The 14,969-nt window shown below is 40.9% G+C and carries 18 protein-coding genes and 1 riboswitch; of the genes, 10 read left to right on the top strand and 8 right to left on the bottom strand.

The features are described 5' to 3' along the window. Positions 1-197 precede the first annotated feature (197 nt). From B3E92_RS03100 to B3E92_RS03110, 3 genes are read left to right on the top strand one after another with little or no spacing between them, the layout of a single operon-like run. A complete protein-coding gene (locus B3E92_RS03100; protein ID WP_239468813.1) occupies positions 198-734 on the top strand; it encodes a response regulator transcription factor in 537 nt (178 codons plus the stop codon). Next, positions 721-879: a winged helix-turn-helix domain-containing protein gene (locus B3E92_RS03105; RefSeq protein ID WP_239468812.1), complete on the top strand. Its 159-nt coding sequence runs from the start codon at positions 721-723 to the stop codon at positions 877-879. Before B3E92_RS03100 ends, B3E92_RS03105 begins: the two co-directional genes overlap by 14 nt. Then, positions 879-2,255 (top strand): HAMP domain-containing sensor histidine kinase, encoded by a 1,377-nt coding sequence (locus tag B3E92_RS03110; RefSeq protein WP_112375807.1) that lies wholly within the window; start codon positions 879-881, stop codon positions 2,253-2,255. Before B3E92_RS03105 ends, B3E92_RS03110 begins: the two co-directional genes overlap by 1 nt. Positions 2,256-2,325: 70 nt before the next feature. Here the strand turns inward: B3E92_RS03110 and B3E92_RS03115 are convergent, their stop codons facing one another. The 4 genes from B3E92_RS03115 to B3E92_RS03130 all read right to left on the bottom strand — a co-directional run bounded on the left by B3E92_RS03115 (position 2,326) and on the right by B3E92_RS03130 (position 7,276). Then, positions 2,326-3,903 carry a beta-carotene 15,15'-monooxygenase gene (locus B3E92_RS03115; RefSeq protein WP_146753141.1) on the bottom strand — a complete coding sequence of 526 codons (1,578 nt, stop codon included), beginning with the start codon at positions 3,901-3,903 and terminating at the stop codon, positions 2,326-2,328. Then, entirely contained in the window at positions 3,903-4,964 is a 1,062-nt protein-coding gene (locus B3E92_RS03120; protein WP_112375805.1) for an HlyD family secretion protein, read from the bottom strand. The genes B3E92_RS03115 and B3E92_RS03120 overlap by 1 nt, the downstream gene beginning before the upstream one ends. Next, positions 4,964-6,241, bottom strand: a complete 1,278-nt coding sequence (locus B3E92_RS03125; RefSeq protein ID WP_286895346.1) for a TolC family protein — start codon at positions 6,239-6,241, stop codon at positions 4,964-4,966. The genes B3E92_RS03120 and B3E92_RS03125 overlap by 1 nt, the downstream gene beginning before the upstream one ends. 264 nt (positions 6,242-6,505) lie before the next feature. Then, complete coding sequence (locus B3E92_RS03130; RefSeq protein ID WP_112375802.1) at positions 6,506-7,276, bottom strand: DUF3050 domain-containing protein; 771 nt, start codon at positions 7,274-7,276, stop codon at positions 6,506-6,508. 209 nt (positions 7,277-7,485) lie between these two features. Further along, positions 7,486-7,579: riboswitch (SAM-I-IV-variant riboswitch) on the top strand. A gap of 66 nt (positions 7,580-7,645) precedes the next feature. Between B3E92_RS03130 and B3E92_RS03135 the strand changes: the two genes are divergently transcribed. Beyond that, entirely contained in the window at positions 7,646-7,909 is a 264-nt protein-coding gene (locus tag B3E92_RS03135) for a 5-oxoprolinase (RefSeq protein ID WP_070567048.1), read from the top strand. A 30-nt stretch (positions 7,910-7,939) separates the two neighbouring features. Here the strand turns inward: B3E92_RS03135 and B3E92_RS03140 are convergent, their stop codons facing one another. Further along, entirely contained in the window at positions 7,940-8,245 is a 306-nt protein-coding gene (locus tag B3E92_RS03140; protein ID WP_075993880.1) for a hypothetical protein, read from the bottom strand. Between the two features lie 163 nt (positions 8,246-8,408). Between B3E92_RS03140 and B3E92_RS03145 the strand changes: the two genes are divergently transcribed. Beyond that, positions 8,409-9,035, top strand: coding sequence for a DKNYY domain-containing protein (locus B3E92_RS03145; RefSeq protein WP_112375800.1), 627 nt, complete (start codon positions 8,409-8,411; stop codon positions 9,033-9,035). Between the two features lie 16 nt (positions 9,036-9,051). Here B3E92_RS03145 and B3E92_RS03150 read toward each other — a convergent pair whose 3' ends face one another. Continuing rightward, entirely contained in the window at positions 9,052-9,360 is a 309-nt protein-coding gene (locus B3E92_RS03150; protein WP_112375799.1) for a hypothetical protein, read from the bottom strand. Between the two features lie 31 nt (positions 9,361-9,391). Further along, complete coding sequence (locus B3E92_RS03155) at positions 9,392-10,420, bottom strand: hypothetical protein (RefSeq protein ID WP_112375798.1); 1,029 nt, start codon at positions 10,418-10,420, stop codon at positions 9,392-9,394. Between the two features lie 316 nt (positions 10,421-10,736). On the opposite strand from B3E92_RS03155, the gene B3E92_RS03160 reads away from it, so the two are divergent. From B3E92_RS03160 to B3E92_RS03180, 5 genes are all read left to right on the top strand, one after another. Beyond that, positions 10,737-11,432 (top strand): hypothetical protein, encoded by a 696-nt coding sequence (locus B3E92_RS03160; protein WP_112375797.1) that lies wholly within the window; start codon positions 10,737-10,739, stop codon positions 11,430-11,432. Beyond that, entirely contained in the window at positions 11,429-11,779 is a 351-nt protein-coding gene (locus B3E92_RS03165; RefSeq protein WP_112375796.1) for a hypothetical protein, read from the top strand. The genes B3E92_RS03160 and B3E92_RS03165 overlap by 4 nt, the downstream gene beginning before the upstream one ends. Positions 11,780-11,805: 26 nt before the next feature. Beyond that, complete coding sequence (locus B3E92_RS03170; RefSeq protein ID WP_112375795.1) at positions 11,806-12,516, top strand: hypothetical protein; 711 nt, start codon at positions 11,806-11,808, stop codon at positions 12,514-12,516. 401 nt (positions 12,517-12,917) lie between these two features. Beyond that, complete coding sequence (locus B3E92_RS03175) at positions 12,918-13,658, top strand: MauE/DoxX family redox-associated membrane protein (RefSeq protein ID WP_112375794.1); 741 nt, start codon at positions 12,918-12,920, stop codon at positions 13,656-13,658. After that, positions 13,652-14,035, top strand: a complete 384-nt coding sequence (locus B3E92_RS03180) for a hypothetical protein (RefSeq protein ID WP_088162604.1) — start codon at positions 13,652-13,654, stop codon at positions 14,033-14,035. The genes B3E92_RS03175 and B3E92_RS03180 overlap by 7 nt, the downstream gene beginning before the upstream one ends. Before the next feature lie 59 nt (positions 14,036-14,094). Here the strand turns inward: B3E92_RS03180 and B3E92_RS03185 are convergent. Next, positions 14,095-14,969, bottom strand: an 875-nt coding sequence (locus tag B3E92_RS03185) for a RagB/SusD family nutrient uptake outer membrane protein (protein ID WP_286895350.1), incomplete at its 5' end; no start/stop codon positions are given.

Consider the following 14,969-nt stretch of genomic DNA (forward strand, 5'->3'; position numbering starts at 1 on the left):
AAAGTAGTCCTATTCTACGATCAATAACAGACATTAGGTAAGTGATGTCATCGCAGGACCGTGTAGAAAGTTTTATTTGCATATCCGTGTAAATTTAGCGTAGTTTGATACATTTGTAGGGACAATGCATGGATAGCCCATGATTTGGTATCATAGATAAACTTCGATTTATCGAAGTTTTTAACGTTTTTCTTTATATGAAGATTCTCCTAGTCGAAGATGACGTACGTGTCGCAGGATTGATCAAACGCGGACTTGATGAAAATGAATTTCAAACAGCTATTGCCTACGACGGCATATCTGGAAAGAAAATGGCCTTACAACACGACTTTGATCTTATCATAACCGATATCGTACTCCCTAAGATGGATGGATTGGATCTCTGCAAAGAAATTCGTCATATCAAACCCGATGTTCCCATTATCATGTTAACAGCATTAGGAACTACAGATGATAAAATTGAGGGTTTTGACGCCAGAGCGGATGACTATCTGGTCAAACCTTTTGAAATGCGCGAACTCCTAGCCCGCATCAGAGTCCTGCTCAAAAGATATCAAAAACAAGATACACTCACGGGAACAATTTTGCGTTATGGAGACCTGGAAATGAACCTCCATACCAAAAGCGTCAAAAGGAATACGGTCGAAATCCATTTGACCCCCAAAAGAGTTCAAGTTACTCCATTATTTATTGCAGAATCCCGAGCGTGTCCTTTCCAGAATGGAAATTGCTGAAAAAGTGTGGGAAACGCATTTCGACACCGGAACCAACTTCATTGATGTTTACATCAACTATCTACGTAAAAAAATCGACAAAGATTTTGCGACCAGATATATCCATACCAAATCCGGAATGGGCTTTATTCTAAAACAAGACTAATGCCAATCAGGACACGAATCTCCATATTGTTCACGCTGATTACAGCCACCATATTGCTGGTATTTGCCTGTACAGTATATTTTTCAGCGGTGGAGAATCGGGAAAGAGAATTTTACGCCCTATTGAAAAAAGAAGCTTACACCAAAGCAAACCTTTTTTTGAATGCAAAAGTTGACAAAAAGACCTTAGAAGATATCTACCACAACAACCGAAAAATCCTCAACGAAGTCGAGGTTGCAATTTACGACACCCGTTTTGATCTCTTGTATCATGATGCCGTAGATATCGACTTTGTCAAAGAGACACCAGCCATGTTGCAGGATATTCTCAAAAATAAAGAGATACGATTTTATCAGGAAAAATGGCAGGTCATCGGCATAACCTTTCCGTACAAAGACAAAACTTACATCATCACAGCCGCAGCCTATGATCAATACGGCTACAATAAACTGAATAGTCTATTATCTACCATTTTTTTGGTTTTCATTTTGTCTATATTTCTGATCTATGCAGCAGGAATATTCTTTTCCAAAAAGGTCTTTCAACCTATCCTGGAAATGACACAACGTGTAAAAACCATTTCTGCAACAAGTTTGGATGCCAGGCTTACGAGTAGCGGAAATAAAGACAAGCTTTCCGAATTGGCCAGCACATTCAATGCGATGCTCGACAGCCTCGAGAACTCCTTTGATGCCCAAAAGCATTTTGTCTCCAATATCTCGCATGAGCTAAGAACACCCTTGGCCGCAATGATTGCAGAACTCGAGATTTCTGCCAATAAGGACCGTAGCATAGTGGAGTATAAAACTGTCATCGACAATACGCTCAATGATGCACAGAAACTGAAGAAGTTATTTAATAGCTTACTTGATTTTGCCAAAGCAAGTTACGACAGTTCTGAAATCGCGTTTAAAACCTTACGTATAGACGAAATACTAATTGATGCATGCCAACAGGTTCTCCAGTCAAGTCCAAATTATAAACTCGACATTTTTGTCGATCCGGCGATTGAAGATGAAAAACTTCTATCCATCAATGCAAATGAGTATCTATTGCAGGTCGCCTTTGTCAACCTCATTGAAAATGCCTGTAAATTTTCACCCAATCAAAAATGCCTAATCGCTATCAAGGCGGATGAAAATAGGGTTCAGCTGGAATTTAAAGATGACGGAATAGGCATTGACCCGGTCGATCTGCCCAATATATTCACGCCATTTTATCGTGGAAGCAACAAAGATTATAGCGAGGGAAATGGTATTGGTTTATCGCTTACCCGAAAAATCGTGCTTCTCCATCAAGGCGAGATCACCGTCCGCTCGGCAAAAGGCGTTGGAAGTGTTTTTAGCATTGATATCCCCCATCGTTCCCTATCCTGATAGCATGCTATTTTTTTTTAAGTCTCCTTAACCAGCATATTGTGGTAAAGGAAAAATGTAGCACTGTCAGCTAAGCAGGAGAAATTCTGTTTTTTCTCAACTTTTTATACATGCTTTTCAAGGAAGGCGAAATCAGTATCAGCAAAAGTATGCTGATACTGATCATGGACATGATCTCATAATAATCCATGGCATATCGCACAAAGGATTGGATCTTGACCCGCTCAGCAACGAGCTTTAAGGCGGCTGTATGTTCCTTATACTGCAGTCCATGCTGCAAAATGCTGACAGATTCCTGCTGCAGGTACTCCCGAAATAAGGGATTGCCCACTTCCGTTTGGTCCCTAAAAACCTGCTGGTGCTGGGCATAGTCAAACAACTTGAAAAAATTCTGTAAACCGATACTGCTCGTGTAGCCTAGGTATCGGATAGCAAGACAGACCGCAGCCGCAGAAGCCCCCAATTGAGGGCTGACACTGGTAATGCAAAATAAGATGGTGGGTACCATAATAAGCCCTACTCCGAGTCCGTGTAAAACTAAGGGTATCCAAAAATGCGCATCATTACCCTGCCCCTCAAAGGAGAAAAACATCCATTGGTGAAACAGCAGCAAGCAACAATATCCCGAAATCCAGATCCATTTTACGGGGCGTTGCCCAAGCATCCAATACAATGAGCCTAGAACACCAGCGACAATACCAGCAATATTAAACCACTGGATATAGGACAAATGAATAGGATCGAGTTGAATAACCTGTACGAGATATTGATTTGAGATGGTCAAGGAGAAGCGCTCGATATACATCATGTACAAAATCAATAAGCCCAAGAGAAAGTTCCTGTTTTTAAAAATCGCCAAATGAACATACACACGCCTGAGCACCATTTGCCGAACAATAAAAAGAATAAGCAACGTTAAACCTACCCCGAATATGATCAGCATATGCTGATCGTTAAACCAATAAACTTCTTGTCCATACACCATTAAATAGCCAAAACTGACGATCACAAGACTATAGAAAATGCAGCTTGCCCAGTCTAATGAAAACAGGGGGTAAGGACGTATATGCCGTATGGAGCGCATCGTTAGCATAATGAGCAATAAACCCGGTACAAATGATAATGCAGCGTATAGATAGAGCTGATCAAAATTGAATGAATCGATAAATTCAGCCGTAACAAACGTATTAAAAGGCGAGCTACATAATAATAGGCCGAAAAAAACAGCATAACTTACTTCCTTGGCCCGATCACTTTTCAACCTGGAAAATATCATGGAGATCGATAAGTTTACGGCAGAAGCAAACAACATACCTTGAAAAAAACGCAGCCCGTATACCCAGCTGATATCGGTGATGCTGTACATCAAAAAGCAATTCAATAGCTGTAGCAGATGAAAGATAATATAGTACTGCTTAATGGGAAAGTATAAAAAAAAGCGTCGTTCCAACACGTAGAATCCGACAAAACCAGCATAAAACAAAATAATCAGAAACTGGATGTCACTGGGTTGCGCCCCATAAAATCCAGCAGTGACATTTGTATTGGCCCCCGGCAGGAAAAATAAGACCATGCTAGGCATTAGACTACTAAACAGGATAAGCTTGATCAACCACTCCGGCACCCATTCTTTAAAAATTCCTTTCACTAGTTCTGATTTTTTGATACCGAGACATTTACATTCATTCCCGAAAGAAGCTGTTGGGCTCCCCTTTGCTTATCCAGCTCAATGCGAACAGGTACGCGTTGTACAATCTTCACAAAGTTGCCCGTTGCATTATCTGGCGGTAAAAGGGAGAATGCAGAACCTGTAGCTGGGGAGATGGAAATAATTTTGCCATAAAATTTCTGATCCGGATAGGCATCCGCCACCACCTCAACCCTATTGCCAAGATGTAAATAGCGCAACTGTGTCTCCTTAAAATTAGCCGTCACCCAGGTTGGGGTTTCTCTATTGACGATAAAGCCCAAAACTTCGCCAGCACTTATCATTTGACCTTTTTCAATCGTGCGTTTGCCAATCTGACCATCGTAAGGTGCACGAATAACGGTATAGCCAACATCAAGCCGCTTGCGGCCGACAGCAGCCGTCAAACGAACACGTTCGGCATCCACCACACCTTTTTTCATATCCACATCATGCACACGTTCTTGTGAAGCCTGTAATTTATGCTTTAACGAAGCCAGCTCACTCTTATACACATCCAACGTTGCTTTTACATCCTCCAGTTGCTGAGCCGTTGCAGACTTTTCCTGAAACAAATAATTATATCGATCATATTCCAACTGTTGCTTGGTTACCCGAGCCTCCCCGGCAGCAATTGATGTGCGTAAAGATTCATGTTCCGCCTGGAGAATTTCCTTTTGACTATGAAGAACATTGATCTCTGCAGCTTCCTTATTGACGGATGCCGCTACCTGATCAGCCTCATATTTATATTCCTTATTATCTATAAGCAACAAGGTATCACCCCGTTTAACCAATTGATGATCGTGATAATGCACAGAAACCACATATCCGCCTACCCGGGAAACAATGGGATTGATATACTGCGTTACCTGTGCATCATTTGTGTAGGTATACCGCAGTCGCATCCATAATGCTTGAGCGCCCCATAACAACAAAGCCAACAAGACAATTCCAGCCAACCAGTTGGTGATTCGAGTGAGTTGTGCCTCCACAACTGTTCTTCGTGATTTAGGTTTCATTAGATAGTACCCTTCAAAAATTCGATAAAATAATAGTGTTTCTGTATCGCAATATGTGCGGTTTCAAGATCAAAAAGTGTTTTTAGGTATTGCATATCAGCATCTAAGAGATCTGTAATCAAAGCCGATGATTTAAAATACCTGTTTTTTATAATTCGTGCATTTTCCTGCGCCAAAGCCTTATTGTTTTGACAGACGTCCTGCTGCTTAATAGCCAATTGATAATCCAACAGGGCCTGTAACAGCTGATTTTCCAGAATCTCCTCTTCATGATGGTGTTTTACCTCTTGTCGATCCAATGCGATCTGTGCTCCGCGCACCACGTTTTTATTGAGATAGATAGCCGAGATCGGTATGTTTAATTTGAGCCCTGTGATACTCAGATTATACCAGCTGGGATTATAGGGATACAAGAAGACCTGTGGATTGGCAAAGGTAAATGTACTGGTCAAACCCAACTCAGGAAGATAATTTGATCGCGCCTGTTTGACCGACAGTTTCTTCAAAACAACTTCCTGTTCGGATTTTAGAAGGGAAAAAGCATGGCTTCGCGCTTCGGCAACAAGCGCTTCATAGCTGGGGCTTTCCACTTTAAAAGGTTCGGTCAAGGGGATAATCTCTGCTGTAATACCGCCAATTAGCTGCAGCTTCTGATTTGCAGCCTGAATATCATGACCGATCTGCACGAGCAACAGTTCCCGCTTCGAAAGTTCCAACGAAATACGCAAGACGTCACTGTGTAATACCACGCCCGCCTTATACAGATGCTCAATCTCCTTGAGCTGTACCCGTTGATCAGCAATATCCTGCTCGATTAAAGATCGGTTACTATACGACAGTTCCAAATCCAAAAAAAGATTGCAAACCTCCAATTTCGTCTGTGCTGCGGCATTCTTCCAATCGATTCTAGCCAGCTCATTTTCCAGTTTTTTGGACTCTATTTTCATTAGGTCCCGATGCCCATTGTAGAGGTTCAGATAAAAATCCAGGCCGCTATCGTACAAGTAGTGAATGATATCATGCTGGGAAGGTTTATTTAAAAGCCCCTGGTCATATACAGGCATATTACTTGCATAACTAGCAGAAGCTCTGGCGGAAATCTTAGGGAGCAACTCCATGCGTTGCTGCTGTACTGCCACCTCAGTTTCTTTGAGCTGCAAATAAGACTGCTCGATGTATTTACTGTTCTGTAGCGCTTTGTCGATCATGTCTTTCAGGGACATGCGCAAAGAATCGAGGGCGAAGGTGTCCGAAATAACGCATACTAACAATCCCATGGTTAGTATGCCTTTTGCCCAATAGGGAGGAAAAAAGTTCACGTGTGCTCTATTATTTTTTTGCGTAGCAAACTTAGACACTTATTGGAACTTGGATTTCTTCACAAACGCCAATATGTTACGAAAAAAAGACATTTTTTCATCAATTCAAACAAAAAGACCACTATCTGCCAATAAGCCCTTACAATATCCTTTTTTACAGCACATAAAAAAGGCCTTTCAAATCATGATTTGAAAGGCCTTACTCGATGGTATAATAATAGATTATCCGTATAAGGAATCTTCTATTGCATTCCACAACTGTATTCTTTTTTGTAGCGCAATTTTACTGATCTCTTTCATTTCCGTCCATTTAACCTCATCGTCCTTCGCAAGATCTGTGATCATCTGCATCGCCAACGGTCCATGCTCGTCGCCGTCAAGATCAATATGGCGTTGAAAATAATAAATAAAGCTGTCCAGATTGGCTGTAGGAAAGTTTGTTTTAATTTCTTCCAAAATAGAGGTAAACATTCCCGGAATAAGGTCTTCGCGTCCAAATGTAAATGCAGCAGCAATTTTATGCACCTCGCCCTCAGCAATCACTTCGAATGTAAAATTCAAAAAGTCTTTGATCCGCTTATCCAATGTGGTCGTTGCAATGACATCGAATATGTTGTTCGATTTTTTGGCTTGAGCAATAAATTTGTTGACCAGATGAAGGTCGGCACCCATGGCATCCATGGCGTCCAGATACATCTCAAAGTGGCTCAAACGGCGGCCATCAATGTATTCATCCGATTCCTCAGCCAATACAATTTCGTTGATTAGATAGCGTGTTGATGGATGCTCACTCGCAAACCAAGGTAAAGTCGTACAGGTCAATTTAATCTGTAAAGCTTTTAGTAAAGACATAAAATCCCATACAGCGTACACATGCCCTTCTGTAAAAGAACGTAGATTCTTGATCGTTTTGATCTTACGATACAAAGGGTGTTGCAATAATACCTCGCGTTCGGTAGCAATGTATTCGTTAATTTCCGCAATTCTATTCATGGCGCAAAAGTATTGTCTTATCTCTGTTTTTAAAAGTATTTTCGATGAGATTACAGTAACATGATAAATTTTTCGCCCAGCTATCCGCTTCATAACCAAATCACAGCCAACAACGCGCCTCGCTTTTGACCGCCTTATTCCTGTTGTTAGCGCTCATTTACCCTTAAAAACAAAAATATTTTTATTATAAAAAATAATCTACTATATTTGTAGAGTATTCAGAATTGCATGATGCAATACCAACCGAGTGGAGGCACCGCGGTGGTAAATTAATACGGGTTTCGACCAAAATAAACGTCACAGAACGATTATTTTCCCAACAAGATCTGGATACAGTTTATGGTTTAATCCTTTAAATTTTTAAATTGTATGGCTACTACAACAAATCTTTACCAACACTTACTGGAAAAATTCAGTTATTACTCAACAGATGAACTGATCCAGCTCAACAATGACACGATTTTAGGACAAGGCTGGGGTTCAGCCAAAGCAACCTTTAGAACAGCTTTGATCAGTACGTTCTCCAAAAGAGGACTGGATCTTTCCAACATCATTTCCAAGGAAGACGGTTTTACCTCGGTGAAGCATGTCCCTGTACGCTTGGAACAGAATGTCCTGATTCCTTTACAGTAATCGTTATCGGCAAAAAAAGGTAGGCCTAGCCTACCCTTTTGTCAATGAGTGATGATATTTTAAGGTATGATTGAGTGAATGTGCGGTCTGCCGGGCATCGTCCTGATAGGACGATAAATCTTGGCAGGCTCTGATATCTGCTACATCCACCTTGTTTCTTACTTTGCTGATGACCTGATTTAATTCCGATTTCCAGTTGCCCGGATCGCCAAAATCGTCCACCCAATTTTTGTTGATAAACCTTTTATAGTTCAAAAGCAAAATATACAATTCCTCACCACTACCGGCGCGATTGATTGACGTGCGCCAGTTCTCTAATTTTTCTTTAAAACTCATAACCAGCAATATACAAAAAAATATTTGGATTCCAAAATAGTTGCATTTGAAACGGATAAGGATAACGAGAAATAAAATGATAAAATGATTAAATCTTCGGTGAATTATCTTGGTCATAAAGGAGTGATTCAATATAAATATCATATTATAAAACAGATACATTATGGCCTTTATCCACTTAAAAAATATGCTTGTTATTTCCTTTGCATTGCTATGTATATTGGAGAAAAGTATTGCTCAACAAGGTCGTCACAATAAAAGATCTACGTCTCAGACGACGTTTCGACATGACAGAGAAAACGATTATGTCAACATAGGCAACCGGATCTTCTACAGGGATAAGATGGTCGAAGGTGTCGATGCACGATCTTTCAAAGACCTTGGCAATGCTTATGCAATAGACAACTGGAATGCCTATTATCGTGGCGTTAAGATTAAAGATGTATCGCCACATTCTTTCCAATCACTTGGTTGGGGATATGCCAAAGATAGTTTGAATGCCTATTATCGTGGCGTTAAGATTAAAGATGTCTCTGCGCCCAGCTTTAAAATACTGGATGAAGGATATGCCAAAGACAGTTGGAATGTCTATTATAGAGGCAATCGACTAAAAGATGTATCCGACCAAAGCTTTGTTCTTCTCGGCGATGGATACAGCAAAGATAGCTGGAAAGTCTATTATTTTGGTCAGGAGATAAAAGATGCAACTGCTTTTACATTTAAATATCTGGGCAAAGGTTATGCGAAGGATAGCTGGAATGAATATTATAGAGGAAAAAAATTAGAATAGAAAATAGACCACGGGATTATTCTATTGAATAATTCCAATTTCCTAATACTTTCGGTATCTCCCAGGATTCGGCTTTGGTCTTGTAATTATTAAAGTGACCTTTTTCCCAAGTGGTAATATGGTAACCTTTACAGAACTTACAATAATAAGCCCTTTTGCAGGCATCTTTACCCATCCTGTGTTTGATACGTTTACCATCCAGTTTGTTTCTCATCCGGGATCTGAACTTAAAGTGAAGCATTGCCCATTGCGCCTCAATTAAAGAAGGAAATCCAACTTTACCAGTAGCTCGGCATTTCCAGGTATTGTCCCTTACTTTTTCCATAATCTATCTATTAAAGTTTACCTAATATATTTTATTGCTCTTTTTCTATTGGCACCTGCAACATGACCCATTCCCTGATATGCTTTGCAATCTTGTCGGACACCTCAAAATAGTACCGTCCCTCAAAAGGTATTTTGAGCACGATACGCAATCGGCCCCGTTTCAGTTGCTGGCAAGCTTGGATCATATCCAAGGGTATGGCTTTATCCCGGTCAATCTTCTGTACAAATCCCTTCGTGCTATTGACAACTTCCTTTAAGCTGCGCTGCTCACCACAAGTCAGATTTTCGTCCATCGCAGTTCTTAAATAAAGGCTGACTATACCATTTTTATAAGTAAAAATCCCGATATCCTTACAGGATATCTTTTGGGACAAGATTTTATTATTGAGCTGGAATACCTCTTGCTCCAGATCCATGGATCTGCACATGGTTAAATCTATTTCATCCATGGAATCCACATCTCTATCTTCCCCTGCTGTTTCCAGGATCTCTTTCAGCTCTTCGATGCCCGGAGAAAGCAGCTCAATCTGCTCCTGGAGATCTATCGTTCTTGATTCCTGCTGCAGGATAGTTTCTTTCTGTTCTAAAATCAATATTTTTTGCCTGTGGTAAACAGCCACGTAGAAATAAACTGTATAGGACATGTTCAGGACCAAAATACCGCTAAATATGACCATTAAAGGAAACAGCAGCCATTCATCCTTCGCCTGTGGATCGGGGCCAATGATCCAGAACAATAAAAGTGTCGGAAGTATGCAGCAAAAAAATAATTGCATACCGGCGCGTTTTTCCGGGTTAACCAGCCAGTTCTGCTTTTTGTCCAATATCACGATAGCCAATCGTATATAGAAGAAAATAATCGCTACCATCAATACAAAAAATAGATAGCTATAGGTTACCGGCCAGTCTAAAAGCCATTCCGCCAAGGCGCCCCGATAGCCCAGATACCAACAGAACCCTCCAAAAATGAAAGATGCAATCAACTGCCAGACCCCATCGGGATACTGCACCGTCAATGTTCTATTATCCTGATATCTATTCTTGCTATAACTTTTCATGTACAAACGTCATTTTAAAAACGCTATTAAAATTTACATATTTATTTTTGTTATATAAATTTAGCCAATTATTTATTAAACGATGTCCAACTAACTTAAATCAATGCTTTTGCATCGTTTTACGGTTCAAATAATTCCCCTGCCGGATGAAAAATTTAATTCTTTGTTGCCAGAAAATCCTATTTCGCTGTCAAGAAATTAGCCCTCATTGTAAAAAATTGACCTTCATTGAAATGGTTGGGATATTCACTGAAATTTCATGCTATAGTGGGTAAATTTATAGCGTAAAACTTCACTGATTATTAAACCATAAATCATGAGGACGATAAAGAAATTTAGACTGCTATTTAGCCGCAATTATGTATTTATTGCAATTGCTGTACTGATAACCTTATATGGGCTTTTCTGGGCCCGGACACATAGCGAGCGCGTCTATAGCATCGGGGCAATGATCATTCTTATTCCATTTCTGGAAATGCGTGGCCAAGAACGCGTCATGCAGCTTTTCGTTGTCTTTTTCGCCTGTATTCAGGTCAGCAGCATAGCACTATTTGACCGTCTTCCCTACCAGCTACTGATCAGCTCACAACCCTTTTGGACAGCTGTCCAAAAGGGCATACCGACAGCCTTTATCATCTGCGCGATGGCACATCTGTTTTTCTGGAGAAAGACAGACCTTTTCAAACTTTATGGGATCCAATTTCCCATCATGATCATTGCATGTACCTGGTATATCCGTATGCTGCTGATCATGGCTAATTGCCAGCATATCCCAAATGCAAAAGCTGTACGCATACCCGCCATTGTTATCCAGAAATGCCCTGCTTGCTGTGACCTATACGAACTATGGTTTTCGTTCAATTATGAAGGTGAGGAAGAAAAAGTTTCGATTAATGTCAATCCCCAACTACATGAACAGACCAATGAAGGAGATTCACTCATACTTCAGATGCATCCCGGGAGATTTGGCTGGCCGTGGTACCATAAAGATATCAAAAGGAGGTACAGATGATCGTAAGTTTACAGAAGCTGACAACGCTCATAGAAGCTTTGGTTTATCTTGATAACAAAGATATTCCAAACCATTTGGGTGAGATCGCCGAGGCCTGCAATACTAATTTTGCATTGGCACTACAAGCCCATCGGAAGATTATTCAGGTAAATAATGCCCGTCAGGCTATCCAAATTTACCATACTCAATTGTTGCGGCTACACTCTTTGTTGTATAGCTTCTGTAACGTGCGTAAAATTGTGAGTTCTGCAGCGCTATTTGCCCTAGAAGAATTACTTGAGCGAATCGAACAGCTCTTTAAAAAAGATATTGATCCCTATACGCCGCTGCCGGAGCTTATCACCTGAGGCTGCATGAATATGTATACGAACATATGCCCTATATCCTGGATAAGTTGGCTCAGAAAAGCATACCTAAAGCCTATCTCACCGAGATCCTTTCGGGTATGGACAGCCTATTTGAAAATGGCAAGATTCCCTATATTCAATACCGACATCAGGACTACCTAACCAAAATGATCGAATCACTTTGCCAATTGGCTGAAGACAAGCGCCAGAGTAAAAACTGGCATTACCGCTTTTTGATTCTGATGGTCAATTTCAATTTTAACCACATGGGCTTCTTCAATCGCTGGAAAGAACTTTACAATTCAGACCCATCCTTTATGGATGCCTTGTTACGCTTCCCCAAACACTTCTCCTGTATCCCAGACTTTGCATATGATAGCAACCGTAGGAGCTTGCTCAAGTTGATGCGCGGGTACATGGAGGATGAAAAAATCTCTCCATCAGCAACAATGCAGGATTATCCCCAACAATTTATTCAAAGCAATTTTAATGGCAAAGAGCTCAAACTTTGGATGCATATATCTGTAAAAGCGAACATTATGTGGTCGTCAGAGAAAAAAGAAGTTGCCGAGGTATTTTCCAGGCTCGTCAAAACGAGGGAAGGCACCTTACTTTCTGCGCATAGTCTGATCCGGATGGACAAAAGCGCCGAGTTTCATACAGCGCTCCGTATCCGCAAGGTATTGAATACGATGCTTGACGAACTGAATAGGCAGTTTCCTGACTTAAATAAATAAAACATAAAAATTTAAAAAAAAGGGGGTATGCCACCGCTACACCTCCTAAATGTGTTCATTCTACCCATCAAAAATAGTCCTAGTTATGCGAAAACCGACCGTTTTACCAAGAATTCCCCGCTGATCTTTTTACCGCATAATACATCTTCATTACATCCCAGTCTTTATTTAAATCCAATAGAGGCAGGTGCACTTTCCAAATTAACCATTTCGCTACACCTACGCCGGCCTATTTTCCATACTACCTTTGTTTTACAGCGTACGAGAAAGTGAAGCTGACGCTCAGGCAGGCTGCTGTATCCAATTGTATGGGCAGGTACGGCGCCCTGTTTTTGAAACGACGAAAAATAATAAAACAGCGATAGGAAATAATAAATACCATGATCTAAATAATAAAAGTTATGGAAAGGAATAAAAACAGCAACATGATATACAAGGTGATCCGGGCAGCAATGATACTTTTTTGGGTCTATGTGGGGATGGATAAACTCTGGCAGCTCGGTGCATTCAAGATCGCCCTTGAGCAGCAGCCTCTGATCAGTTATCTGGCTCCGGTAATCTACTGGCTACTTCCGCTTATAGAAATCGGTGTTGGCGTATTCCTGGCGATACCATCAGCGAGGTTGAGCGCCCTGGGATGGAAAGTTTCGGCCATACTGATTTTCGTTTTTAGTATTTATATCGGTCTGGGGGTATTGAATGTATATGAAAAGAAACCCTGTATGTGTACCAGCTTTTTGAGCAATATTTCCTGGACAGCACATTTGATCTTTAATCTCATTATTCTTGGCCTATCGATAACCGGATGGCGATTGCACCGTAAGACGATCAACTACGGCGAGCGTGCACTAACAGGCCGAACAAATATCGCATTATTCCTGATAGGCTTTATGGCAATGGGAGCCATCAATTACTGGAATATCCACTATACGAAGTCAAAGGATATTTGGTACGCACCAGATAGCATTTACGACTATCAACAGCCCAATACTGCCAGCAGCAATGTAAAAGGTCTGCTGGTATCTACATACGATCGGTACACAGGACCGTACCGACAATTATTTACCAAAAGTTTGCAAACTGGCAGCTTTACTAATCAATTTCTGGTTTGCAATACAGAAAGGAGGGTAGCTACATGCTAACCAAATTTTTAAACAATTATGGCTACATGATATTAGGCGGAGCCATGATTATCGGATTCTCAGCATTTAAAGGTGCTGAGGCTTATACAGGAAAAAAATTAGATCCTGTGACTATTTACTTCCATGGTGATCCTCAAGATGAGGATCAGGTTAAAGACGCCTCGCGTTGGAATACCACGCCCAATGATGAGGACTGTAACAGTGCAAACGTTATGGCTTGCTCTCAGGTTGTCGATGAATCTGATCTGAATGCTTCAGATCAGCTGAATCCAGCAAGGATTCAACTTGGCGCTACCGCAACTTCTGGAGGAAACTATATCCCATCTAGAACCGGTGGCAGCAGCTCAACTACATTTACCCCAATCAATAGGGGATAAATGAAAGGAAGGGGTAGTCCGATCGGACTGCCCCTTCCCTATTTGTATCTACATTTTCTTTATTTCGGATTTTGTTGCATTCCCGTCAATCTAATAATATCTTCAGGAAGAGGAAGCGCATAAGCATTGGAATTTGGCTGTAAAGTAATCAATTGCCCAATTAGTTTCCTTGTTATTAAAATCTCTCGTCCTTCTGCATTCAACCGCTTTAGGTCCATCCATCTTAGCCCCCTATACAGCAATTCCTTTCTTCGCTCTTTTAGGATTAAAGCAAGTGCTTCTGTTTTGTTTTTTATCACATAAGGAATAAATGTGCCCGCTTTATACCGATACCCGAGTAGATGGTTTAAGTCTGCCATTCCTGTCTCTACATCCCCCATTCTCACATTGCATTCTGCACGCATAAGATACAGCTCGTCCGTTGCTATTCCCGAAAACATCTTGGAAGATCCTGCGTAACTACCTTTGAAAGTAGTCGTTCCATCGGCCGCTACTTTAAAGTATGCTAACCTACGTAAATCATTACTGTCATAAGAACGATACAGGAGCGTATCGGTCAATGCGCGCGAACTTGTCAAATTGATACTTACTAATAATTCAGCATAGAATAAAGTCTCCTTATTAAAAATCGTAAATGGGTAGGACGCTGTCATTTTCACTTCCGATAAATTATTAAAATCGAGCAGGTCAGCATTGTGTTTTAAGGCTAAATTAACATAATAATGGGCCGAATCGTAGACTTGCATAGATAGGTAAGCACGAGCCAATGTAGCATAAGCCGCATACTTATTGGGACGCATGACATGACTGGTTTTCTCAGGAAGCATAAGGCTACATTCTTTCAGGTCTGTGATTACTTTTTCGTAACACTCCGCTATGGACGACCGGTACGATTGGTCATGAAAATCCGAGCTGTTCCGCAGCACAATACCCA

The sequence above is a fragment of the Sphingobacterium sp. UBA6317 genome (assembly GCF_002440385.1).
In the GTDB taxonomy this organism is placed as follows: domain Bacteria; phylum Bacteroidota; class Bacteroidia; order Sphingobacteriales; family Sphingobacteriaceae; genus Sphingobacterium; species Sphingobacterium multivorum.

Coding starts and splice junctions, on each gene's coding strand:
- B3E92_RS03150 (WP_112375799.1), bottom strand. CDS start 9,360: ATGGAAAAAGTAAGGGACAATACCTGGAAATGCCGAGCTACTGGTAAA.
- B3E92_RS03170 (WP_112375795.1), top strand. CDS start 11,806: ATGCCCTATATCCTGGATAAGTTGGCTCAGAAAAGCATACCTAAAGCC.
- B3E92_RS03105 (WP_239468812.1), top strand. CDS start 721: ATGGAAATTGCTGAAAAAGTGTGGGAAACGCATTTCGACACCGGAACC.
- B3E92_RS03140 (WP_075993880.1), bottom strand. CDS start 8,245: ATGAGTTTTAAAGAAAAATTAGAGAACTGGCGCACGTCAATCAATCGC.
- B3E92_RS03160 (WP_112375797.1), top strand. CDS start 10,737: ATGAGGACGATAAAGAAATTTAGACTGCTATTTAGCCGCAATTATGTA.
- B3E92_RS03155 (WP_112375798.1), bottom strand. CDS start 10,420: ATGAAAAGTTATAGCAAGAATAGATATCAGGATAATAGAACATTGACG.
- B3E92_RS03180 (WP_088162604.1), top strand. CDS start 13,652: ATGCTAACCAAATTTTTAAACAATTATGGCTACATGATATTAGGCGGA.
- B3E92_RS03130 (WP_112375802.1), bottom strand. CDS start 7,276: ATGAATAGAATTGCGGAAATTAACGAATACATTGCTACCGAACGCGAG.
- B3E92_RS03110 (WP_112375807.1), top strand. CDS start 879: ATGCCAATCAGGACACGAATCTCCATATTGTTCACGCTGATTACAGCC.
- B3E92_RS03120 (WP_112375805.1), bottom strand. CDS start 4,964: ATGAAACCTAAATCACGAAGAACAGTTGTGGAGGCACAACTCACTCGA.
- B3E92_RS03145 (WP_112375800.1), top strand. CDS start 8,409: ATGGCCTTTATCCACTTAAAAAATATGCTTGTTATTTCCTTTGCATTG.
- B3E92_RS03165 (WP_112375796.1), top strand. CDS start 11,429: ATGATCGTAAGTTTACAGAAGCTGACAACGCTCATAGAAGCTTTGGTT.
- B3E92_RS03125 (WP_286895346.1), bottom strand. CDS start 6,241: ATGGGATTGTTAGTATGCGTTATTTCGGACACCTTCGCCCTCGATTCT.
- B3E92_RS03175 (WP_112375794.1), top strand. CDS start 12,918: ATGGAAAGGAATAAAAACAGCAACATGATATACAAGGTGATCCGGGCA.
- B3E92_RS03100 (WP_239468813.1), top strand. CDS start 198: ATGAAGATTCTCCTAGTCGAAGATGACGTACGTGTCGCAGGATTGATC.
- B3E92_RS03135 (WP_070567048.1), top strand. CDS start 7,646: ATGGCTACTACAACAAATCTTTACCAACACTTACTGGAAAAATTCAGT.